This is a genomic window from Kitasatospora sp. HUAS MG31 (assembly GCF_040571325.1).
Classification (GTDB): Bacteria; Actinomycetota; Actinomycetes; order Streptomycetales; family Streptomycetaceae; genus Kitasatospora; species Kitasatospora camelliae.
Map to the genome: position 1 here is coordinate 1,178,558 of NZ_CP159872.1, position 22,287 is coordinate 1,200,844.

16 protein-coding genes are annotated in these 22,287 nt (G+C 73.1%); 4 read left to right on the plus strand and 12 right to left on the minus strand.

Features of this window, described 5'->3' with window-relative positions; translation table 11 throughout:
* Positions 1–200 precede the first annotated feature (200 nt).
* The 7 genes from ABWK59_RS05660 to ABWK59_RS05690 all read right to left on the minus strand — a co-directional run bounded on the left by ABWK59_RS05660 (position 201) and on the right by ABWK59_RS05690 (position 7,830).
* Positions 201–1,022: an RNA polymerase sigma factor gene (locus ABWK59_RS05660; protein WP_354638345.1), complete on the minus strand. Its 822-nt coding sequence runs from the start codon at positions 1,020–1,022 to the stop codon at positions 201–203.
* Between the two features lie 602 nt (positions 1,023–1,624).
* Positions 1,625–2,113 carry a hypothetical protein gene (locus ABWK59_RS05665; RefSeq protein WP_354638347.1) on the minus strand — a complete coding sequence of 163 codons (489 nt, stop codon included), beginning with the start codon at positions 2,111–2,113 and terminating at the stop codon, positions 1,625–1,627.
* The gene (locus ABWK59_RS05670; protein ID WP_354638348.1) at positions 2,110–3,138 is read right to left on the minus strand and encodes an SCO0930 family lipoprotein; all 1,029 of its coding nucleotides are present in this window, start codon (positions 3,136–3,138) and stop codon (positions 2,110–2,112) included. The genes ABWK59_RS05665 and ABWK59_RS05670 overlap by 4 nt, the downstream gene beginning before the upstream one ends.
* A gap of 172 nt (positions 3,139–3,310) precedes the next feature.
* Complete coding sequence (locus ABWK59_RS05675; RefSeq protein ID WP_354638349.1) at positions 3,311–4,750, minus strand: NADH-ubiquinone oxidoreductase-F iron-sulfur binding region domain-containing protein; 1,440 nt, start codon at positions 4,748–4,750, stop codon at positions 3,311–3,313.
* Entirely contained in the window at positions 4,750–5,430 is a 681-nt protein-coding gene (locus ABWK59_RS05680) for a hypothetical protein (RefSeq protein ID WP_354638351.1), read from the minus strand. Before ABWK59_RS05680 ends, ABWK59_RS05675 begins: the two co-directional genes overlap by 1 nt.
* A gap of 296 nt (positions 5,431–5,726) precedes the next feature.
* Positions 5,727–7,109: a DUF1996 domain-containing protein gene (locus ABWK59_RS05685; protein ID WP_354638353.1), complete on the minus strand. Its 1,383-nt coding sequence runs from the start codon at positions 7,107–7,109 to the stop codon at positions 5,727–5,729.
* Between the two features lie 112 nt (positions 7,110–7,221).
* Positions 7,222–7,830: a DUF4142 domain-containing protein gene (locus ABWK59_RS05690; protein ID WP_354638355.1), complete on the minus strand. Its 609-nt coding sequence runs from the start codon at positions 7,828–7,830 to the stop codon at positions 7,222–7,224.
* Positions 7,831–8,870: 1,040 nt separating this feature from the next.
* Between ABWK59_RS05690 and ABWK59_RS05695 the strand changes: the two genes are divergently transcribed.
* Positions 8,871–9,800: a LysR family transcriptional regulator gene (locus ABWK59_RS05695; protein WP_354638357.1), complete on the plus strand. Its 930-nt coding sequence runs from the start codon at positions 8,871–8,873 to the stop codon at positions 9,798–9,800.
* 75 nt (positions 9,801–9,875) lie between these two features.
* On the opposite strand, the gene ABWK59_RS05700 is transcribed toward ABWK59_RS05695, so the two are convergent.
* A complete protein-coding gene (locus tag ABWK59_RS05700; protein ID WP_354638359.1) occupies positions 9,876–10,073 on the minus strand; it encodes an RCC1 domain-containing protein in 198 nt (65 codons plus the stop codon).
* Between the two features lie 1,246 nt (positions 10,074–11,319).
* Between ABWK59_RS05700 and ABWK59_RS05705 the strand changes: the two genes are divergently transcribed.
* Positions 11,320–14,097: a SpoIIE family protein phosphatase gene (locus ABWK59_RS05705; protein ID WP_354638361.1), complete on the plus strand. Its 2,778-nt coding sequence runs from the start codon at positions 11,320–11,322 to the stop codon at positions 14,095–14,097.
* Between the two features lie 188 nt (positions 14,098–14,285).
* On the plus strand, positions 14,286–15,110 hold the full coding sequence (locus ABWK59_RS05710) for a DUF2182 domain-containing protein (protein ID WP_354638363.1): 825 nt from the start codon (positions 14,286–14,288) through the stop codon (positions 15,108–15,110).
* Positions 15,111–15,159: 49 nt separating this feature from the next.
* Here the strand turns inward: ABWK59_RS05710 and ABWK59_RS05715 are convergent, their stop codons facing one another.
* Positions 15,160–16,623, minus strand: a complete 1,464-nt coding sequence (locus ABWK59_RS05715; protein WP_354638365.1) for an MFS transporter — start codon at positions 16,621–16,623, stop codon at positions 15,160–15,162.
* Entirely contained in the window at positions 16,623–17,420 is a 798-nt protein-coding gene (locus ABWK59_RS05720; RefSeq protein ID WP_354638366.1) for a glycerophosphodiester phosphodiesterase, read from the minus strand. Before ABWK59_RS05720 ends, ABWK59_RS05715 begins: the two co-directional genes overlap by 1 nt.
* Positions 17,421–17,708: 288 nt before the next feature.
* Here ABWK59_RS05720 and ABWK59_RS05725 point away from each other — a divergent pair, with 288 nt between their 5' ends.
* The gene (locus tag ABWK59_RS05725; RefSeq protein ID WP_354638368.1) at positions 17,709–18,542 is read left to right on the plus strand and encodes a PIG-L family deacetylase; all 834 of its coding nucleotides are present in this window, start codon (positions 17,709–17,711) and stop codon (positions 18,540–18,542) included.
* Positions 18,543–18,643: 101 nt separating this feature from the next.
* Here the strand turns inward: ABWK59_RS05725 and ABWK59_RS36590 are convergent, their stop codons facing one another.
* Complete coding sequence (locus ABWK59_RS36590) at positions 18,644–20,335, minus strand: carbohydrate binding domain-containing protein (protein WP_420492733.1); 1,692 nt, start codon at positions 20,333–20,335, stop codon at positions 18,644–18,646.
* 443 nt (positions 20,336–20,778) lie between these two features.
* Positions 20,779–22,281 (minus strand): long-chain-fatty-acid--CoA ligase, encoded by a 1,503-nt coding sequence (locus tag ABWK59_RS05740; RefSeq protein ID WP_354638369.1) that lies wholly within the window; start codon positions 22,279–22,281, stop codon positions 20,779–20,781.
* Between the last annotated feature and the right edge of the window lie 6 nt (positions 22,282–22,287).

Here is a 22,287-nt window from a genome sequence, read left to right on the forward strand (position 1 = left end):
CGATCGGTCCGTGCCCGATCGGCCGCCGGTTCACCCTCAGGAGTGACCTGCCGGGCCGTCGGGAGCGGCGGACCGCGCCGCCCCGGAGGAAGTCCGGCCGCGGTCCGCGAACCCCCCGGTGCGCGGACCGCGGCCGGCCCCGAGGGCCGGGCCGGGACGCCCCCCCGGCCCGGCCCCGTCCAGCGGGGCCGGGCTGAGCCCTAGCAGGATCCGAGGGGCTCCGGACGGACCGCCGCCACCGGCCGCTGCTGGCCGGCCATCCGGCGGTTGGCCCGCCGGAACTCCTCGGCCACCCGCCCGCAGCCGGTGCACTCCTCCAGGTGCCGGGCCAGCTCCCGTCCCCGCCGCCGCCCCGGCCGCCGGACGGCTCCGGTCAGCAGCGAGGTGAAGTAGCGGCACTCCAGGCCGGTGCCCTCGTCCACGTGCGCGTTCAGGTAGGCCTCGCGCAGCCCCGCGCGGGCCCGGGCCGCGAGCGAGCGCACCCCGCTGGGCGTCATGCTCATCCGCTGGCCGACCGTGGCGGCGGACTCGCCCTCCACCACGAAGAACCACAGGAGCACCTGCCACCGCTCCGGCAGGGCCCGGTAGGCGCGGGCGATCATCGCCGTCTCCTCGGCGGCGAGCAGGGTGTCCTCGGTCTCCGCCTCGTCGGCCACCCGCTCGGCCCAGGTGTGGAAGTCGTCGGCGAGCACGACCGTGGTCTGGCTGCTCCACTCCATCGCGGTCCGCCGGACGCAGGCCTTGAGGTAGGGGCGCCAGGCGTGCCGCGGGCCGCGGCCGCGGGCGACGGACAGGTAGGTGCTGGCATAGGCCTCGGCGGCGAGGTCCTGGGCGGTCTGTGGGTCACGGCAGAAGCGTCGGGCATACGCGAGTACGGCGCTGTGATGCCGGGTGAACACCTCGGCCATCACCTCCCGGATCCGGGAGCCGCCGGTGGTGGTCGAGGTGGCGAGCGCTGCGGCGAGTTCGGCGTCGCTCAGCGCGCTCAAGCCCGTCTCGCGGGTGCTGGTCAGAAGAGTCATCTGTTCCTCCTCAGCTTTGGCCTTCGCACGATGGGGGAGTTTCGCGGGCCCGGCCTGGGTCGGCCGGTCCTGCCGGACGGGGAGCGTCCGGGACGAAGGCGGACGGCGTCGTGCTGCTGGGGCCGTCGGGACGGTGTGGCAGGAAGGGCCACAGCACACCAGTCCCACGGGTTTGGGGGCAACCGCCGCAGGGCCGGCCCGGCGCCCGGTGATTCCGGATCCGAATGTGGGGAAACCGTGTGCGAGGCGGCCGGACGGCGTGCGGGAGGGGCTGGGGGCCTCCTGGTGACGGGCCGCCACACCCGCCGACACGGTGGCAAGGCCGCGTCAAGTGCGGGACGCGGGGAATAACAGAAAAGTGCATACGGCATTTGCATGGTTGAACGCCGGTGCCGCGAACCCGCCATGACTCTGCGCCAGTTGACCGTCGCGGACGGCTCCCGGCAGAGCGGGCCGCAGCAGCCGGCAAGGCGGCCGGCGAGGCAGGCGACGGCAGCCGGCGAGGCCGGTTACAGCAGCCGAAAAGCGAGGGTTCCCGCCGGCCGTGGTCGGCCGGCGGGAACCCTCGCCCTGTCGTCACTTCTCGGTGCTGTGCGGTGCGTTCAGCCGCTCGTGGCGGGTTGCGGGTGGTGGCCGCCGGTGTGGTCGGCCCCTCCGAGCATGGTCCCGCCCAGCAGCCCGTGGATCCGTTCCATGGTGGTGTCGGTGAGCACCACCACCCATCCGTCGCCGACCAGGTACGAGCCGCCGTAGGCCTGGGCCTGGGTGGTCCAGGCGTCCTGGGCGCCCCGGGTCGGGAAGGTGGCGATCCAGGTCTCCTCCCCGTCCTGGTCGCACAGCCCCTGCCGGAGGTCGGCCGCGTCGGTGGTGATCTCGGCGGTGCAGCCGATCCGCCGCGCCAGGTCCTCCACCGAGCTCCGTACGGGCCGCTGGGCGGCCTGCGAGGAGCCGACCAACCCTCCGGAGCCCCAGAGGAGTTCGAGGACTCCCAGGACCAGCAGGACGGTCAGTGCGGTCCACTGCAGGTAGGTGCGGACGGTCCGGGCGGCGTGGAGCTCGGTCGCCGCCGGGTCGGCGGTCCGGGCCGTCACTTGCCGCCGGCCGGCTTGCCCGCCTGGTTGATGGCGGTCCACAGGTTGTTGGCCATGCCGTGCCCGAGGGCGTCACCGGGGTTCTGGTCGCCGGAGTAGGTGTAGGCCGGGAGGCAGTTGATGGTCAGCTGCCAGGTGCCGTCCGGGCGCTGCATCTTGCCGATCAGCTTCGGGTCGATGCCCTTGATCTTGGACGCGTCCACCGGCGCGGCGACCGGCCAGGTCTTGAGGCACTGGCCCTCGCAGTTGGACTTCATCGGCCAGGCGGTGTCCTTGCCGAAGTGGTAGAGCGTCCTGCCGTTGCCGTCCACCATGATCTGGCCCAGCTGCGGGTGGTTCATCATCGAGAGCTGCGCGCCGCCGGTCGGCTGCTGGGGCTGCGGCATGGCGGTGGCGGTGGGCTGGGCGGTGGGCTGAGCCGGCGCGGGGCTGGCCGGGGCCTCGCCGCCGCCGGCCTTGGCCTTGCTGCCGTCGGGCGCCAGGGCGTTCCAGGTGCCGCCCACGCCCTGGCCCTTGGTGTCACCGGGCGCGGTGTCCTGCGCGTAGCGGTACGCGGGCCAGCCGCCCACGGTCAGCTGGTGGGTGCCGTCGGCGCGGACGATCTCACCGAGCTTGCTCGCGTCCACGCCGCTGCCGGCCGTGGTGTTGCCGTCCTTGATGACGGGCGGCCAGGCGGTGGCGCAGGCGCCGGAGCAGTTGGACGCCGGCGGCTTGGCGGTGTCCTTGTCGAACCGGTAGAGCGTGAAGCCCTGGCCGTCGGTCATGACGGCGCCGAGCTTCTCGTCGGTGCGGACGGCCAGCTGGCCGCCCGGCTGGCTGCCGCCGGCCGCCGGGAGGGCGCCGGTGTCGCCGTAGGAGCCGTAGCCGTTCACCGGGGTGGCCGAGGCTCCGGCGAGCAGCCCGTCGGCGGACGGCTTGGCCTGGCGGGCGCTGCTGTCGGAGCTTCCGAAGGCGGCCATCAGCACGAGGCCGGCGAGCAGCAGGCAGACCGCCACGAGCCCGTAGCGTTTGGTGGTCGTCGTCATCTTCCTTGCCTTTCCATCGGGTGGGCCTGGCCGTCCCAGGGGTCGCGGGACCAGGCCGGATGGTGCGTGGGGTGGTCGGTGGGGTGGTGGGAGCGGCCGTGGTGGCCGGCTCCGGGGGCCGTGGGTGTGCGGGTGGTGGGCGGGTGGGCGCCGGCCCGGGGGCGGGCGGCGCTCACTGGATGCGCAGCGCCAGGGCGGGGCACCGGTCGACGGCGCGGGCCGCCTGCTGGAGCAGCTGCGAGGGGACCGGCATGACGGCGGCCGAGGGGAAGCCGTCCGGCGCCAGGCTGATCACCTCGGGCAGGACGCTGGTGCACAGGCCGTGGGCCTCGCACAGGGTCCAGTCCACGACGATGCTCCCGGCACTCTCCATCTCGGGCATCGGCAGCACGTCCTGGACGGGCCGGCCGCAGCCGCCGTACTGGTAGGAGTGCATCTGCAGGTCATCGTCGAAGACCTCCAGGGCCGAGGCCAGGAACCGGGAGGCGGCGTCGGGGTGGCTGCAGGCGCCCCGGCCGGTGACCTCGCGCATCCGGGTCTCGACCACGTCCAGGGCGGCGCGGCCACCGCCCCGGACCACCTCCTCCACCGCCTTGGCCAGGGCGGGCAGTCCGAGGTAGCAGGGCCCGCACTGGCCGGCCGTCTCGTCGGCCATCCAGCGGGTGACCCGGAGCACCTCGCCCAGCGGGCAGGTGGTGTCCGGCAGCGGCAGGATGGCGCCGGCGCCCAGGGCCCCGCCGAGGCCGCGCAGGGACTCGCGCGACACCAGGGCCTTGCGGGCGTTGTCGGGGCTCAGCCAGGTGCCGTGGTAACCGCCGGTCAGCACGCCCTGCCCGATGTCCATGCCGAACATCTGGAGCATGTCGGCCAGCGGGACGCCGGCGGGCGACTCCACCACCTGCTTGCCCGCCAGGGTGAGCAGGACCGTGCCGGGCTCCGTGGGGAGGCCGACCTCTCGGTACGGCAGCGCCCCCATCCCTGCGGCGACGGCGAGTTGGGCGTACGTCTCGGCGTTGGAGAGCAGGGTCGGCACACCCCCGACCCCGCTGTCGCTGGTCCGGATGTTGCCGCCGCGCGGGAGGGCGATCCCGCTGGTGATGCCGCGGGCCAGGGAGCTCCCCTCGCCCGAGACGAACCGTTCCGGCAGCCGGTTGACGGAGACCGGCAGCGGTGTGGAGCGCCGCTCGGTGAGCGCCTTCAGCAGGGACTGCTCGGTGTCGGCCCGGGTGACCCCGAGCACCACCTGTTCGGCGCCCAGTGCCTCGGCGGCCAGCAGCGCACCGTCCAGGACCAGGTGGGGGGTGCGCAGCAGCAGCGCCGCATCCTTCAGACAACTCGGTTCTCCTTCCGTACCGTTGACCACCACGACCGGGCGGGTCCGGCGCCGGGCGGCGGCCTTGACCACCGCCCGGATCTTCCGGGCGAACGGGAAGCCGGCGCCGCCGCGGCCGCGCAGGTTGACGTTCTCGGCCAGGTCGGCCAGTTCGTCCGCCGCCATCGACGGCGGCCTGCCGTGGACCACCAGGTGGGCACGGTGGTCCAGGCGCTCGACCTGCTCCAGCCCCGCGAAGAGGACCGGCCGGCCGAGCCAGGCGATGGGTGCGCCGTACATCAGCCCCGCCGCCGCCGTCCGGTGCCGGCCCCGACCTCGGGCCGGCGGACCGTCTCGGTACGCAGGGGGGTCTCCGTCCGCAGCGGGACGGCGACCCGGCGCGGGACGCCCCGGCCCTGGCCCCACAGCCGCAGGCCGAGCGCGACGATCACGCCGACCATGGCCACGCTGTAGAGGATGGTGACCCAGGGGGCCGGCACCCGGGTGGCGTTCAGGCCGTGGAGCAGGGCGGCACCCCAGGCGGGGTAGGCGAAGACGTGGACGATCCGCCAGCGGCGCGCCTCACCGGTCCGGGCGAGCAGCCCGCGGGCCGCCCCGGCGAGGGCCACGGCCAGCAGCACGTAGCCGGCCACCACCCCGAGGCCGATCAGCACCGGCCGGTCCGGGTCGGTGAAGGGCACGAACGCGGCCAGCGCGCCGACGTGGTCCTGGATGACGTTCATCCACACGTGCAGGACCAGGAAGACCACGCCGCCGATGCCCATCGCCCGGTGGATCGCCTGGGCGGCCAGCCGGTGCACCGGGTACAGCAGCAGCCGGTCGGTGGCGGCGAGGCCCCACAGGACCGCGGAGGTGAAGGACACCAGGGCCAGGACCCCGGCGGCCACTCCGAGGAAGGCCTGGAGTGCGCCGTTCACCATCACGGCCGTGAAGCCGAGTCCCACCGCCAGCAGCGGCATCACGGACCACCCACGGGAGGTCTCCCGTGCGCCGGACTCCGACTGCTCCGCGGCGCTCCCGCCGCGGTCCTGTTCGCCTCGGCCGGCCCGGTTCGGTCCGCCGGATCGGCCCGAGCGGCCCGCTCGAGCCGGTCCTGCGGCCGAGTGCCAGGCTCGGCGTCCCTGCCCTGTCAACATCGTTGAGCCCTCCGGCCTTGTCCTTGCTCAGTTCGGATGGGGTGCGCGGTCCCCTGGGTGGGCCGCGCGGTGGGGCGGCCCGGATGCCCCGGGTCCGGCCCGGTGGCGGCCCGTGCGGGTCATCCGCAGCGACGACCCTCGTTGATGCAGCTGACCATCTGGTTCAGCAGGTTCTGGTTCATCACGTTGATGAAGTCACCGTGGTCGGTGATCGGGTTGTGGAGCTGCTCGGGGAAGCTGTCGACGGCGAACTTCACGCCGCTCGGCACGTCGTACGCCACCCGCTCCACCAGCTGGGGGATCGCCCGGAAGTTCCGCGGGCAGCCGCCGTTCTTGGAGAAGGCGGTGTGGGTGCGGTGGTTGGCGCTGTCGATGTTCTTGCCGTCCCAGCAGTCCGGGAACTTCAGGGTCCGCACGACCCGGCTCCCGCTCGGGCAGATCGGGTACTTGTCGACGAGCTGGCGGTCCTCGAACCCGGTGCAGCTCCACGAGGCGTGGGCGTTGCCCGGGCCGTTGGTGAAGGCCTTGGCGTCGCCGGTGAGGATCCGCAGGAAGCGGGTCATCGGCTGGACCTTGCTGCCGCTGGGCGAGTCGAAGGTGATGTTCGCCTCGGCGGGCTGCAGGATGCGGCCCACGTTGCGGTCCTTGCCGCCGCCGGGCGCCTTGAGGTCGGAGTCGTTGCTGCCGTCCAGCAGCCGCAGCACCGGCCAGTAGTACGTCGACTGGTCGCCGTTGGAGCAGGTGGTGCCGGCCCCGGCGAGCTTGTTGTTGGAGGAGAACCCGTCGGTGATCTTGTTGCCCACGTAGTCGTGCATGTGGTGGGCGCCGTTGCTCACACCGGGTGCGACGATCACGTTGTCCGGGTTGAGGTGGCGGTTCTCGTTGCGTCCGCAGCGCGAGCTGAAGCTGCCGGTGGCCGGCCCGGTGCGGGCGGGCTTGGCGGCGGGGGCGACGGTCTTGATGTCGACGAAGCCACGGCCGAGGTTGCCCTTGCCGGCGGCCTTGTTGCGGTCGGCCGTACCGGCCTTGGCGTCGTTGCTGTAGTCCCGGGCGGAGGCGTCGACGGTCACGTCGCGCCGGATCGCGCAGTTCGCCAGCCCGGCGATGTCCTTGGGCAGGCCGGCGTCCGCTCCGGCGCGCTCCGCCATCTTCCGCAGGGTCGCGGTGCGCTTCTCGGCGAGCGTCCCCATGACGCGCTTCTCGCCGCCGCCCTGGCCGGGCGCCGCGAGGTCGCGGTAGGCGTCGGCCACCTGGGCGTCGAGTTCGGCGAGACCCTGGTCGACCTCCTCCTTGGCGTTCTCCGGCACCTCGGTCAGTCCGGCGCCCACGTCCGCGCAGGCGACCGTGCCGAGTTGGGGCGCGGCGGTGGACTTGGACCACCAGGTGCGCTGTCCGGCGAACGCTCCGGTGGCGAGTGCCGTGCCACCGGTGATCGCCAGCACCCCGGCGAACAGCAGGGCGAGCAGTCTCCGCCTGGACTTGCCGCGTTTGTGAATCCTCATGTACGTACCCTCGAAACGGGATCGGGCCTGTCGGACAGGCCGTGGACGGCCTCGGTGCCGCGGGGGTTCGGGCGGGCCGCCGGGTGCGGTGGGCGCCCGGCGGCGGGCGCGCTCAGCGCTTGGCCGGTCCCGCGGTCGGCGAGGAGGTGCCGGACGACGGTCCGGTGAGGTTGCCGTAGCTCACCAGCCGGGTGTCCTCCAGCACGGTCATGTGGTCGAGCACCGTGGAGTTGGCCACGGTCGCGAGGTCCCGGACCGTGGAGTTCTGGGTGCTGGCGCGCACCTGGGCGACCACGGCGAACACCTGGCCGTGGGCGTTGCGCAGGATGTTCGCGAACAGCCGGTCGAACTCCGGCCCCTGGGCCTCCTCCAACTGCTTCAGCCAGCCCTTCTGCTGGTCGTTGGGCTCGTTGGGCACCTGCATCCCCAGGGCGGAGGCGGCGGCCAGGTCGGCCCGGTCGAGATCGGTGTGCCCGTCGACCAGGTGCTGGCCCGCGGTCTTGACCTCGGGGGTCCCGCCCTTGGCCAGCGCCATCCGGCCGGCCGGCAGCTCCCACAGCCCGGCCAGCCGGACGCGTTTGACGAAGTCCCGGTCGAGCGGGGTCAGCGGACCGGTCGCGGTGTCCACCGTGCCCGGGGTCGCCTCCGCCGCCTGCGGGCTGCGGTACGAGCTCGCCGAGCGGGCGATGGGGACCATCAGGGCCGCCACCGTGAAGACCATGGCCACGATGATCAGCAGTGTGCCGAACGACCGCGGGATTCCGGTCGCCCGGGATATTCCATAGGCGGCTCGACCGGCTCCGCGCTTCTTCCTCGAAGGGGACATCGGTTTCCTCATCATTCCGGGACGGACGCGCACACCGGGAACGCCCTCCGGATTCCGCCGCGACGGTCTCCCTGCGGCCACGGCGGACTCCCGGCGGAATACGGACGCATTCCGTCGGGGGAATTCGCCGCCGGGCGGATTTCGGTGTGCACGGATCCCGGCCCAAAAGGTCGCGGGGATCGAAACGGTCGGTTGCGGGGACGGCTCGCGGGCCGTTTCCCTCGTGGTCCGGCGGGGAGTCCGGACGGTCGGCGACGGGGCTGGCTTCCAGCCCCGGGAGGCCGCGCCGACCGTCCGGACGGACCGCTGCGCCCCGACCGGTGGGCGCAGCTCACACGGGCTGACGAACCATCATTCCCCGATGGCCGTCGGCCGCTTCACGGAGGATATCCGGCGAGGGCCCGCGCGACCCTGGCACGCTCCGTGGAGGTGATCCCCCGGCGGCGCCCGGCGACTGCGCTGCCGGTGCCGACCGCTGACGGGAGCAGTGCGGCGAAGCTCCGGTGTCGGCGCGTACCGCTGCCGGGCCCGGAACGTGATCGTGGAATCCACAGCGGCTCCTTTCTTTGTGCCGGGGCGGCACCCGCCTGAGCGATGGTGCACCGGAACATCTCCCGGGGAACTTCCGGCCCGTTGCGGGCCGGTCACCAGAGAAAGAGGCCGGATCCGGGGTTTCGTCCCGCGCCTTTACCAATCCTTTGCCAACGGGGCGGAACCGAAGCCTGGAACTCCGGACCGGCAACCCCGTTGTAAGACCGATCGTCAACTGTCAGAAGGAGAAACCGAGAAGACGCATCCGCACATTCAGGAATCTCGCAGGTTGATCTCCGTGTGGACGGGGCCCGGCGCGCGGTACATTGCCCTACCGGCCGGTACCGCTCGACTCCGCGCCGGTCCCTGTGTCCCAGACCGCCCGGACGCGAGCGAGGCCCACGATGCGACTGAACCTCAATCAACTGGCGATATTCGCTCAGGTCATCGAGTCCGAGGGCTTCTCGGCAGCGAGCCAAGTCCTGTTCCTGAGCCAGTCCTCCGTGTCGAAACAGGTGCAGAACCTGGAGCTCGCCCTCCGCACCCAACTGGTCGACCGCTCGGGGCCGAGGATCCGTCCCACCCTGGCCGGCGAGGTCCTCCTCGCCCAGACCAAGGAGGTCCTCGCACTGGCCGAACAGGCGGTGCAGGCCGTCCAGGCGGCGGCGCTGCTGCGCACCGAACCGCTGGTGATCGGCAGCACCGGCACCATCAGCACGCAGTTCCTGCCCTCGGTGCTGCACGAGGTCCGGCGCCGCGAGCCCGCCGCCCAGTTCAACCTGGTCGTCGGCCCCGCCGACCAGCTCGCCGAGGCCCTGGAGGAGGGGCGGGTCGGCATCGCACTGAGCGGCGGCCCGCTGCCGCCCGGCCGGTACCGCTCGGAACGGCTCGCCGCCGACGACATGCTGCTGATCTGCCCGGCCGACCACCCCCTGGCGGGACGGTCGATCAGCCCCGCCGAACTGGAGGGCGAGACCTTCCTGCTCCGCGAGTGCGGATCGCAGACCCGCCGTCAGCTGACCGACCTGCTGCACACCTGGGAGCTGACCGGCGCCCGCACCCTGGACCTGTGGGGCACCGAGGGCGTCAAGGAGGCCGTCCGGATCGGCCTCGGCGTGGGCCTGGTGCCGCGCCGGTCCGTCCGCCTCGAACTGAGGCACGGCGAACTCGCCGAGCTGACCGTCCACCCCGGCCCCGAACGCCGCACCCTGACGGCCAGTTGGACCCTGGCCCGCCCGCTCACCGCGTACGAGCAGCTGCTGATCCCGATCTTCCAGGAGGTGGCCCGCGCCGAAGCGGAGCCACTGGCCGGCCTGGCCGCCGCGAGGGCGTGAGGGCCGGTCCGCACGGCGGGTGCCCGGCCCGGCGGAGGACGCCGGCGCCGGGCACCCGTTCGGGCCCGACCGCGGTCAGTTGGCCAGGCTGAAGTCACCGCCCACCGGTGCCGCGATCTTGTCGACCCCGGTCAGCGCGGTGAGCGAGGTCACCGGGGTGCTGCTGTTGTCGAGGGTGCCGTTGCCGAGCCGGCCCTTGTCGTTCTCGCCCCAGGACTCGACGGTGCCGTTGGCGAGAAAAGGCGAGGCCGAAGCCGGAGCCGGCGGAGCCACCGGTGCCGCCGGCGGCGACGGCGTCGAGCTCGGCCCCCGACAGCCCCACCACGGAGGTCGGGGTGAGCCGCTGGGCGTGGTGCCGTCGCCCAGCTGACCGCCGGCGTTCAGGCCCCGGGCGCGCAGCCGCAGATCGTAGGCGGAGCCGGCGGAGGTGGGCAGCGCGGCGGAGCCCAGCAGGGCCGGGCTCGCGACGATCGCGGGCAGGGCGGCGGAGCGTGCGGTACAGCGGGTTCATCCCGTCCTCACGGTGGGGTGACCGGGTCGGTGGCGGGGCGGACCGGCAGGCCGCGGCCGGCCGGGCGTGCGAGGGCAGCGCGCGGCCGCCGGACCGGCCGGGCCGAGGGCTGGAGGGTGCTGGAGGGGTCGGCTAGCTGCGGACGGGCTCGCCCGTGGCCAGCCGCGGCGCGGGACAGGGCCGGGTGACGGCGTCGTCCTGGTTCGGCGGGCGCTCCCCCGCCACGGCCCGGGGTGCACCGAGCAGGAGAAGGGCGAGAGCGAGCAGCGCGGTAGAGGCCCGCAGGAACCGGGTGGGTCCGGGGTTGGGGGGCATGGCGTCCCTTGTGATCCTGGGCGGCGGGAGGCCGCGGCCGGCCGGGCCGCAGATGAAAGTGACAATCGGATCGACGGCATGCCTGCCCCGGGATCGGGTGGGTGGTGCGGATACCGACGACTTTCCACGCCATTGGCCCAGCCCGGCCGCTCGCCGTCGTCCCAACTAACCGCCGGTGGTTGCGGCGCGTAGTCGCGGATCGGAGTATGACCTGGGGGCGTGATCGTTGATCATCCGGTTACCCTTCAAGTGACCGCGATGTCGGGGACGGGTGCTGGCGGGGTCGGCCCTGACGGAGCATCCGCCGTGTCGCCGGACCCGGTCCTCACGACACGGCATCCGGGCAGGTCGGGCACCCTTCGGCCCCTCCATCCTCACGGAGAGTACGGTCGTAGACGGACGGTCGGCCGGTCACCCTGCGCCATTCGATGGGACGTCAGCCCGCAGGGCCCCGACCGGCCCGAGCGGCGGTCCCACCCGGGTCGGCGAGCGCCACCCACCGTCGGTCCGGACGTCACCGTGAGCTACGCACCGCGGCCGAGGGCGGGTCTCGGCGGAGGCCGACGGTGCGGGCGGGCCGTGATCCCGCCGGAGACCGGCTCGGCCCCTGCCCGCCGGGCGTGGCCGCCCGGCCGCGAACGGGCGGGCACCTACTCTTCGTGGTCACCCCCGCTGCGGTGTTATCAATGACACATGGTCGAACAGCCCGACCGGGTCCGGCCCGTGTCGAAGCGGTCGCTGGTGGCGAAGAGTCCTCTCGGGAAGAGTCCTCGGAGCGTTGCCGGCCAGGTCTTCGTGCTCCAGGTCGCGGTGGTGGTGCTGCTCGTCCTCGGGGCGATCCTGGCGCTGGTCCTGGAGTCGCGGCGGGCCAGCGACACCGAGGCCCGCAATCGATCGGTGGCCGTCGCGCAGACCTTCGCGCACTCCCCCGGCCTTCTCGACACGCTGAAGTCCCCCTCGCCGACCACCACGCTCCAGCCCCTGACGGAGGCGGCGCGCCAGGAGGCCGGTGTCGACTTCATCGTGGTCATGGACACCCACGGGACCCGGTACACGCACCCCCTGCCGGACCGGATCGGCCAGCAGTTCGTCGGCACGATCGGCCCCTCGCTGGCCGGCCAGGTCTACACCGAGAGCGTGCACGGTCCGCTCGGCCACGAGGTCCAGGCGGTCGTCCCCGTCAAGGCCCCCGACGGCTCGGTGGTCGCCCTGGTGTCGGCCGGGCTCAAGGTCAAGAACGTCACCTCGGCCGGCAACCGGCAGCTGCCCGTCATCCTCGTCACCGGCGCCGCCGCCCTCGCGGTGGCCACGACCGGGACCGCCCTGATCGCCAGGCGGCTGAAGCGCCAGACCCGCGGCCTGGGCCCCACCGAGATGACCCGCATGTACGAGCACCACAACGCCGTCCTGCACGCGGTGCGGGAGGGCGTGGTCATCGTCGGGCAGGACGGCCGGCTGCTCCTCGCGAACGACGAGGCGAAGGAGCTGCTCGACCTGCCGGCCGACCCGGAGGGCCGGCACCTGGCCGAGCTGCCGGACCTCGACCCCGACACCGTGGAACTGCTGCTGTCGGGCAGGACCGCCACGGACGAGGTGCACCGGGCGGGCGGCCGGCTGCTCGTGGTGAACCAGCGGCCGACCGACCGCCACGGCGGAGCGATGGGCACGGTCGCGACGATCCGCGACTCCACGGAGCTCCTCGCCCTGGCCGGCAAGGCCGAGGTGGCCGGGAACCGGCTCGCCCTGCTGTACGAGGCCGGCACCGGCATCGGGACCTCCCTCGACGTCGTGCGCACGGCCGAGGAGCTGGCCCAGATCGCCGTCCCCGGCTTCGCGGACTTCGTCACCGTCGACCTCTCCGACCCCGTCCTGCACGGCGACGAACCCACCGGCACCGGCCTGAACCTGCGCCGGGTCGCCGTCAACGGGATCCGTGAGGACCACCCCTTCTACCCGCGCGGCAGGCTGATCGACTTCGTCCCCTCCACCCCCCAGGCCCAGGGCTTCGGCAACGGCCGGTCCCAGGTGGTGCCCGACCTGTCGGTGGCCCACGGCTGGCTGGCCCAGGACCCGGAGTGGACCCGGCGGATCGTCGACTACGGCGTGCACTCGCTCATCACCATTCCGGTGACGGCGCGCGGCATCATCCTGGGCGTCGCCGCCTTCTGGCGGTCGCAGAAACCCGAACCGTTCGACGACGGGGACCGGTCCGTCGGCGAGGAACTGGTCGCACGGGCGGCGGTCAGCATCGACAACGCCCGCCGCTACACGCGCGAGCACGCCATGGCCGTGACCCTGCAGCGCAGCCTGCTGCCGCGCGCCCTGCCGGAACAGAGCGCCCTCGACGTCGCGCACCGTTACCTGCCGGCCCAGTCCGGGGTCAGCGGCGACTGGTTCGACGTGATCCCGCTGCCCGGCAGCCGGGTGGCCCTCGTCGTGGGCGACGTCGTCGGCCACGGCCTGCACGCCGCGGCCACCATGGGCCGCCTGCGCACCGCCGTGCACAACTTCTCCGCCCTCGACCTCCCGCCCGACGAGCTGCTCGGCCACCTTGACGAGCTGGTGAACCGCATCGACCAGGAGGAGAGCGACACCGGTTCCGGGACGGGCGTCACCGGGGCCACCTGCCTCTACGCGATCTACGACCCGGTCTCCCGGCTCTGCACCATCGCGACGGCGGGACACCCCGCGCCCGCGCTGGTCTCCCCCGACGGCAGCGTCGTCTTCCCGGAGCTCCCCATCGGCCCGCCGCTGGGAGCGGGCGGCATGCCGTTCGAGACGGCGCAGGTCCACCTGGAGGAGGGCACCCAGATCGTCCTCTACACGGACGGCCTGATCGAGGAGCGCACCCGCGACTTCGACGTCGGCATGGAACTGCTGCGCGACGCGCTCTCCCACTCCGGCCGGCAGCCCGAGGAGAACTGCCGGGCCGTGCTGGAAGCCCTGCTGCCGGACCGGCCGCAGGACGACGTCGCACTGCTGATCGCCGAGACCCGGGTGCTCGGGTCCGACCGGGTCGCCGAGCGCGAGGTGCCGTCCGACCCGGCCGCCGTGGCCGACGTCCGGGCGTGGATCACCGCGACCCTGGACGCGTGGGACCTGACCGACCTGACCTTCGCCACCGAACTGGTCCTCAGCGAACTGGTCACCAACGCCATCCGCTACGGCTCGGCGCCGGTCCGGGTGCGGCTGCTGCGGGACCGCAGCCTGATCTGCGAGGTGGCCGACGGCAGCAGCACCTCCCCGCACCTGAAGTACGCGGCGACCACGGACGAGGGGGGCCGCGGGCTCTTCCTGGTGGCCCAGCTCACCGAGCACTGGGGCACCCGGTACACCCCGCAGGGCAAGATCATCTGGGCGGAGCAGCCGCTCCCCGCCTCGGCCAGGAACCCGGCCGGGACGGAGGACGGGCTCGCGGCGGCCCGTCCGGAGGCGTCTCCACGGCCCGCGGACCGCGTCGCCTCATGGTGACAGCCGGTGAGCATCGCGGTGACAGCAGGTGAGCGTCGCCGTCGCAGCCGGTGGGCCTCACTTCTCCTCTCCTCCATCCTGCGCCACCGCCCGTTGCGGCCCCCAGCAACGGCCGGCGGCGGCCGGCGGCGGGAGTGTCGCGGTGCCGGGAACCGTGCTGTGCTGGGAGGGTCCGACGGGAGTGCGTCATGCGTACGCTGAAGCGGCCGATCACCAACGACCATCCGTTGCGGCCGGGCGTGCTGCTGCCGGCCCGGGACCTCGCCGGCGCCTGGGTGCTCATCGTCCTGATCGCCGCCCTGGCCTGGGTGCTCACCGTGGGCCAGGCCCTGGACATGGGCATCGACCCCGGCACGATGGGGATGGCGCTGCCGCCGTTCCTCGTGCTGTGGCCGGCCATGACGGCCGCGATGATGCTGCCGTCCGTCGCACCCGTCGCCGTGACCTGGGCCAGGGGGATCGCCCGGCAGTCGAGCGGCGCCACCCGGGCGCTTCGCACCACCGAGTTCACCGTCGGCTACCTGATCGCCTGGACGGCGTTCGGCCTGCTCGCCTACGGCGCGCTCGCGCTCACCGGCGACCTGGTCGACCGGGATCCGGACGCCGGGAGGTGGATCGGCGCGGCCGCCTTCGCGCTGGCCGGGCTGTACCAGCTGGGCCCGCTCAAGAGCGTCTGTCTGCTGCACTGCCGCAGCCCGATGGCCCAGCTGATGCACTACGCCGCGTACCGGCCGCGGATGCGCGACCTGCGGGTGGGGCTGCACCACGGCGCGTACTGCGTGGGCTGCTGCTGGGCACTGATGGTCGTGCTGATCCCGCTGGGCGTCATGAACATCGCGGCGATGGCGGGCCTGGCGGCGCTGATCTTCCTGGAGAAGCTCTGGTACCGGGGGCCGCAGCTCGCCCGGGTGGCCGGGGTCGCCTTCCTGGTGCTGGCCGTGCTGGCGTCCTTCCAGGACTGGCTGCTGCCCGGCCTGCAGACGTCGATGACGCCGATGTTGACCCCGATGTGAGGCACCGGCCCGACCGCGGGCGGCCGTCGCAGCCGCCCGCGGGTGGGCGTCACAGCCGCTCGGGCACCGGGTTGCCGACGGCCTCGATGGCGCGGCGGACGGGGACCTTCGCCAGCACCGCGAACCCGATCACGAAGAACACCAGCAGCGAGATGATCGCCGAGCGGTAGCTGCCGGTGATCTGGTACGCCAGGCCGAAGACCAGCGGGCCCATCCAGCTGGTGCCGCGGTCGCTGACCTTGTAGAAGCTGAAGTACTCGGCCTCCTTGCCCGCCGGGATGAGGTGGGAGAACAGCGAGCGCGAGAGCGCCTGGCTGCCGCCCAGCACGAGGCCGATCATGCAGGCCAGGGCGAAGAACCAGATCGGCTGGTGGGCGGGCATGAAGTACCCGAGGGCGAGGGTGAACACCCAGGCCACCAGCGAGCCGAGCACGGTCCGCTTGGCGCCGTACCGGCCCGCGATCCGCCCGAGCAGCAGCGCGCCGCCGATCGCCACGATCTGGACCAGGAGCACGGCGGCGACCAGCGAGGTCTGGTCCATGCCGAGTTCCTCGCTGCCGTAGAGCGAGGCCTGCGAGACGACGGTCTGGATGCCGTCGTTGTAGCAGAGGAAGGCGCCCAGGTAGAGCAGCGTCAGCGGGTACTCGCGCATCCCGCGCAGGGTGCGGGCCAGTTCGCGCAGGCTGCCGGCGGTGGGACGGCCGGCCGCCGCCGCGGTCCGGTCGGGCGCCACCCCGGCCCGGGAGGGCAGCCGCAGCATCGGGACGATCGTGAACAGCGCCCACCACAGGCCGGCCGAGGCCAGGCAGATCCGCACGGCGGTGCCGGAGGAGAGGCCGAGCGCGTCGTGGCCCTCGAACAGCGCCAGGTTGGCGATCAGCAGCAGTCCGCCGCCCGCGTAGCCGTACGCCCAGCCCTTGGAGGAGACCGCGTCGCGCTGGTCGGGGCCGGCCAGGCCCGGGAGGTAGGCGTAGGAGAGCGCCACCGACACCGCGTACGCGATGTTGGCGACCACCAGCAGCCCACCGCCGAGCAGGTAGCGGTCGCCGCCGAGGAAGAACATCCCCATCGTGGCGAGGGCGCCGACGTACGCGAAGCCGCACATCAGCTCCTTGTGCCGCCCGGTGCGGTCCGCGACCGTGCCGGCCACCAGCATCACCGCGACCGACACCAGCACGGAGAAGGAGACCGTGTACGGGAAGAACGACCCCGCGCGGATCGTGAGGCCCAGCGGGTGCACGTCGCCGGAGGCGTCGGCGGCGTTCTTGGCGATGGAGGTCAGGTAGGGCCCGAGGAACACCGTCAGGACGGTGGCCGAGAAGGCGGCGTACGCCCAGTCGTTGATGTACCAGGCGAACTGCATCCGGCGCAGGGCGGCGCCGTCGGTGGCGGTCGCGGAAGCGGTCGCGGTCGCCGAGGCGCTCGCGGAGGCGGTCGCGGTGACGCTCGCGGTCGGGGTGGCGCTCGCCGGGTCGGCCGGGGGGTGCTCCGGCGGGTTGGCCGCAGTGTCCATCAGACTCCTATCGCCGGGCTGGGGCCGGTGCTGCCGCCGGTCCAGCGGCCTTGCTCGCCGAGGACGTCCCGCAGGACGTCGATGCGATCGGACATGATGCCATCCACACCGAGGTCCAGGAGAGCCCTGATCCGGGTGGGATCGTCGATGGTCCAGACGTGGACCTGGAGGCCGAGGCGGTGGGCCGCGCGGACGAACGCCCGGTCGACGACCCGCAGGCCCCGGTGCCGCTCCGGCACCTGCGCGCACAGCCCGGCGAACCGCGCCCCGCGCCGCAGCAGCGGACCGGCCAGCGACAGCAGCCGGAGCCGGGCCACCTCACGCGGGCCCAGCGAGGTGGCCAGCCGGGGGCCGGCGGCGGCGCGGACGGCGGCGAGGCGGCTGTCGGAGAATCCGCCGACGCAGACCCGGTCCCAGGCATCGGTCCGGCGGATCGCCTCGACCAGCGGCCCGATCGCGGGCGCCGCCTTGACGTCGATGTTGAACCGGGCCTCCGGGAAGGCGCCGAGCAGGTCCTCCAGCAGCGGCACGGGCTCGGTGCCACCGATCCGGGCCTGCCGGACGGTGTCCCACGGCAGCTCGGCCACCACGCCGGCGCGGTCGGTGACGCGGTCGAGGCGGGAGTCGTGGAAGGCCACCAGCACACCGTCGCGGGTGGCGTGCACGTCCGTCTCCAGGTAGCGGTACCCGAGGGCGACGGCGGCCTCGAAGGCGGCGAGGGAGTTCTCGGGATGGCCGAGGTCACCGCCCCGGTGCGCGAAGGCCAGCGGCCCCGGATGGTCGAGGAAGGGGTGCATGTCGTGCTCCGAGCTCCTGGCAGAGGGACCCGACGGGCCCACGGGGCCGGGCGGCGCTGCCCGTTCCGACGGCGTCCCGGACCGTGCGCGTTACAGTATTACGCACCCTGTCAAGCGGTAACGCCGGGGCCCGGATCCCGGGCCGCCGCCCAGAACCTGAGTCGGCAGCCGGCCGCCCTCCCGCACCGGGCCTCCCCTCATTCCGCGCAGCCGCCTAATTCCGCGCAGCCGCCCGCCCGCGTGCCGCAGACTCGGAGCGAGCACTTTCCAGACCGGAGGATGGCATTCATGGTTGACCGGCCCTTGACGCTGATGGCGGTGCACGCCCACCCCGACGACGAGGCCACCGGGACAGGGGGTGTCCTCGCGCGCTACGCGGCCGAGGGCGTCCGCACGGTCCTCGTCACCTGTACCGACGGCGGCTGCGGAGACGGACCGGACGGCGTCAAGCCGGGCGAGCCCGGCCACGATCCGGCGGCCGTCGCCGCGCTGCGCCGCCAGGAACTCGAAGCGAGCTGCGAGGTCCTCAAGGTCAGCCACCTGGAGATGTTGGACTACGCCGACTCCGGGATGATGGGCTGGGCCGCCAACGACGCCCCCCGCTCCTTCTGGCGCACTCCCGTCGAGGAGGGCGCCGCTCGCCTCGCCGAACTCCTGCGCCGCTACCAGCCCGACGTGGTCGTCACCTACGACGAGAACGGGTTCTACGGCCACCCGGACCACATCCAGGCGAACCGCATCACCGTGGCGGCGCTGGAGCTGACCGGGATGACGCCCAAGGTGTACTGGACGACGGCGCCGCGCTCGATGATGAAGCGGTTCGGCGAGGTCATGCGCGAGTTCGGCGCCGACTGGGAGGAGCCGGACCCGGCGGAGACCGCCGAGATGCCCGAGATCGGCCTCCCCGACGAGGAGATCACCACCTGGGTGGACACCACCGAGTTCGGCGGCCAGAAGTTCGACGCCCTGGCCGCGCACGCCAGCCAGGGCGAGAACATCTTCTTCCTGCGGATGGGCAAGGAGCGGTTCACCGAACTCATGGGCGTGGAGACCTTCGTCCGCGTCCGGGACACCACCGACGCGGCCCTCCCCGAGAACGACCTCTTCGCCGGCCTGCGCTGACCGGCCGCCGCCGCCCGGGCCGGCCACGCCGAGGTGGCCGGCCCGGGCGGTCGGCGCCACAGGCCGGCGACGCAGGCCGTCGGCAGGAGGTCAGCGGGAGGTCAACGGCCTTGGAGGGACCTGACGTTGTCGCCGAAGGTCCAGCCCTTCGAGCCGTCCCAGTTGAGCGACCAGGTCATGAGGCCCTTGAGCGACCCGCCGAAGGCGTTCCAGGACTGGCCGACCAGGCTCGGTGCCATGTAGCCGCCGCCCGCGCCGGGCTGGGCCGGCAGGCCGGGCACCTGCTTGTCGTAGGGCACCTTGATCGTGGTGCCCTGGATGGTCAGGCCGTTGTTGAGGCAGGTGGTCTGCGCGGTGAAGCCCTGGACGGTGCCCGCCTGGTAGGAGTCGCCGGAGCAGCCGTACATGCTGCCGTTGTAGTACTGCATGTTCAGCCACCACAGGCGCCCGTTGTCGGCGTACTTCTTGATGATCGGCAGGTAGGCGCCCCAGATCGAGCCGTAGGTGACGCTTCCGCCGGTGACGTACGCGGTCTCCGGGGCCATGGTCAGGCCGAAGCCGGCGGGCATCTGGGCCAGCACGCCGTCGATGATGCGCACCAGGTTGGCCTGGGAGGCGGACAGGGTGGTGATGGTGCCGCTCCCGGACAGGCCGGTCTCGATGTCGATGTCGATCCCGTCGAAGTTGTACCGCTTGAGGATCGGGACGACGGTCGCCACGAACCGGTCGGCGACGGCGCTGGAGCTCAGGTCGATGCCCGCGGTGGCACCGCCGATCGACATCAGGATCGTCGCCCCGGCCGCCTTGGCCCGGCACATCTCGGCGGGGGTGGCGACCTTGACGCCCGCGTCCATGCCGTCCTGCCACAGGACGGTGCCGTCCGAGAGGATCACCGGGAAGGCGGCGTTGATGACGTTGTAGCCGTGCGCGGCGATCCGGCTGTCCGTGATGGGGACCCAGCCCATGCCGGGGTGGACGCCGTTGGCGGCGCCGTCCCAGTTCTCCCAGTAGCCCTGGAGGACCTTGCCGGACGGCTTGGGCTTCGTGGGGCAACTGTCGCCGCCCGTCGGGCTGCTGCTCGGGGAGGCGCTGGTGCTCGGGGAGGCACTGGCGCTGGTGGACGGCGAGGCACTGGCCGACGGGCTGGTGCTGGCCGTCGGCGAGGGACTGCTGCCGCCGGGGCCGGTGAGCGACACGTCGTCCGCGTGGAACGCGGGCTGTCCGTACCAGCCGTGCAGGTAGACGGTCACCGAGGTGGTGGTGGCCCCGGTGGTGAAGCTGACGCTGAGCTGGCCGTAGGACGCGTTGTTCGGCGTCCAGGTGGACGGCGCGGTGGTGAGGCCGACGCCGGTGGCGCCCAGGTAGACGTAGCTGCCCTGGACGTAGGCGCTCAGCGTGTACGGGGAGTTGGGCTGCACGCTGATGGTCTGCGTGCACTGGGCGTTGTCCTGGCCGGTGGGCGTGGCCTGGAGCGCCGAGGCGCCGGAGTGGACCGGGCTACTGACGGCGACACCGGAGCCGCCGGAGCAGGTCCAGCCGGAAAGTCCGTTCTCGAAACCGGAGTTGGCCACCAGGTTCGGGGTGGCGGCCCCGGCCGTGACGGAGCCGGAGACGGCGAGGCCGGCACCGATGACGGCGGCGGCGCTCACCGCGGCGACGGCGCGCCGCAGGGCGGTCGATCCGTGCTCGGCGCGGCCGGCCCGGATCACCCGCGCCGCGCGTGCGCGGCCGGGATCCGGACAGGGGCGGACATCGCCCGACGACCGAGGGGTGCGCGACCTTCGACGGAACATGCTGTGCTCCCTTCCCGCCGGGCGTCATGGGCATGATCAGGGCGTGGGGGTGTGACGCCCGGGCGCGGGTGAGGTGGGGACATGTGGGGGCTGTGCCGGACCGGATCGTAGGAGCGGCGCCAGGGCCCGTCAATAGGTCTGGACCAATAGGCATGGACCAATCGCGAGAAAGGACCCGCCCCGAACCCGCCCCCGGCCGCCGGCGCGTCACGACACCACCGGGCGAGCAAGTGCGCGCCTCAACGCCTCCCACCTGGACCGCTGTTGTACCGTCGGACGGTGATCGACTCCGGACCGGTGCGCCTCGCGACCTTCAATGTCCTGCACGGGCGGCAGGTCCTGGAACCGGCCGGAGGCGGTCCGCGCACCCGGGTGCCGATCTCGGACCACCGGCCCGTGGTGGTCGAGCTGCCGCTGCAGTCCGCCGGCGCAGGGGGCCGAGGTCAGGTGGCCGCAGGCTGCTCGACCACGATCTCGCGCTTGAGGATCTTGCCGGTGGCGCCCTTGGGGAGCTGGTCGGTGAAGGTGACGATCCGGGGGTACTTGTAGGCGGCCACCCGCCGCCTGACGTGCTCGCGGATCAGGTCGGCCGTGGTCCGCTCGCCCTCCCGGAGGACGATCACGGCGGCGACCTCCTCCCCGTGGTGCTCGTCCGGGACGCCGACGACCGCGGCCTCGGCCACCGCCGGGTGCTCGTACAGGACCTCCTCGATCTCCCTCGGGTAGACGTTGTACCCGCCGCGGATGATCAGGTCCTTGCTGCGGTCGACGATGGAGTAGAAGCCGTCCTCGTCGACCCGGGCCAGGTCGCCGGTGTGGAACCAGCCGTCCTGGAAGGCCTCCGCGGTCGCCTCCGGACGGTTCCAGTACCCCTTCATCACGTTGTCGCCGCGGATCGCGATCTCGCCGACCTCACCGGGCCCGACCGGGGTGCGGTCGGCCGCCACGAGCTTGAGTTCCACACCGCGGACCGGCAGGCCGATCGAGCCGGGCCGGCGCGGCCGGTCGGGGTGGTTGAAGGACGCCACCGGAGCGGTCTCGGAGAGTCCGTACCCCTCCAGCACGACGGTGCCGAACGCACGCTCGAAGGTGTGGAGCACCTCGACGGGCAGCGCGGAGCCGCCCGACACGGCCAGCCGCACCAGCGGGAGGCCGTCGCCGTCCGGGGCACCGGAGTTGAGCAGCGCGGTGTACATGGTGGGCACGCCCAGGAACACCGTGACCCCGTCCCGCCGGAGGATCTCCAGGGCCTGCTGCGGGTCGAAGCGGGGCAGGAGGGTCAGGGCGGCGCCGGCCGCGACGGCGGCGTTCATCGCACAGGTCTGCCCGAAGGCGTGGAACAGCGGGAGGCCGCCGAACAGGACGTCGTCCGGGCCGAGTTCGAAGAGCGTCTCGACGCAGGTCACGGCGTTGCTCAGCAGGTTGTGGTGGGTGAGCTCGGCGCCCTTCGGCGTCCCCGTGGTGCCCGAGGTGTAGAGGATCACCGCGGTGTCGGCGGCGGCCCGCTCGGCGACCCCGTGCAGCGGCGGGATGCCGCCGAGCAGGGTGTCGAAGGCCGAGGCCTCGACGATCAGGCTGCCGGCCCCGGTTTCCGCGGCGGCCCCGGCGACCTCGTCCGCGAGCGGCGGAGCGGTCAGGACGGTGCGGGCCCCGGAGTCCCGCAGGACGAAGGCCATCTCACGGGCCTTCAGCAGCGGGTTCATCGGCACCGCGACGGCACCGACGCGCAGCACGGCGTAGTACGCGACGGGGAAGAGCGCGACATTGGGCAGCACCAGGGCCACCCGGTCGCCCGGCCGGACGCCGTCGGCGTGCAGCAGTCCGGCCAGCCGGGCGCTGGCGTCCTCCAGGGCGGCGTAGGTCAGGACGGTCCCGTCCTGCCGGACGGCGGTCCGTTCCCCGTGCGCCCGGGCCGAGGACACCAGGAGCGAGGCGAGGTTGGTCATGGCATG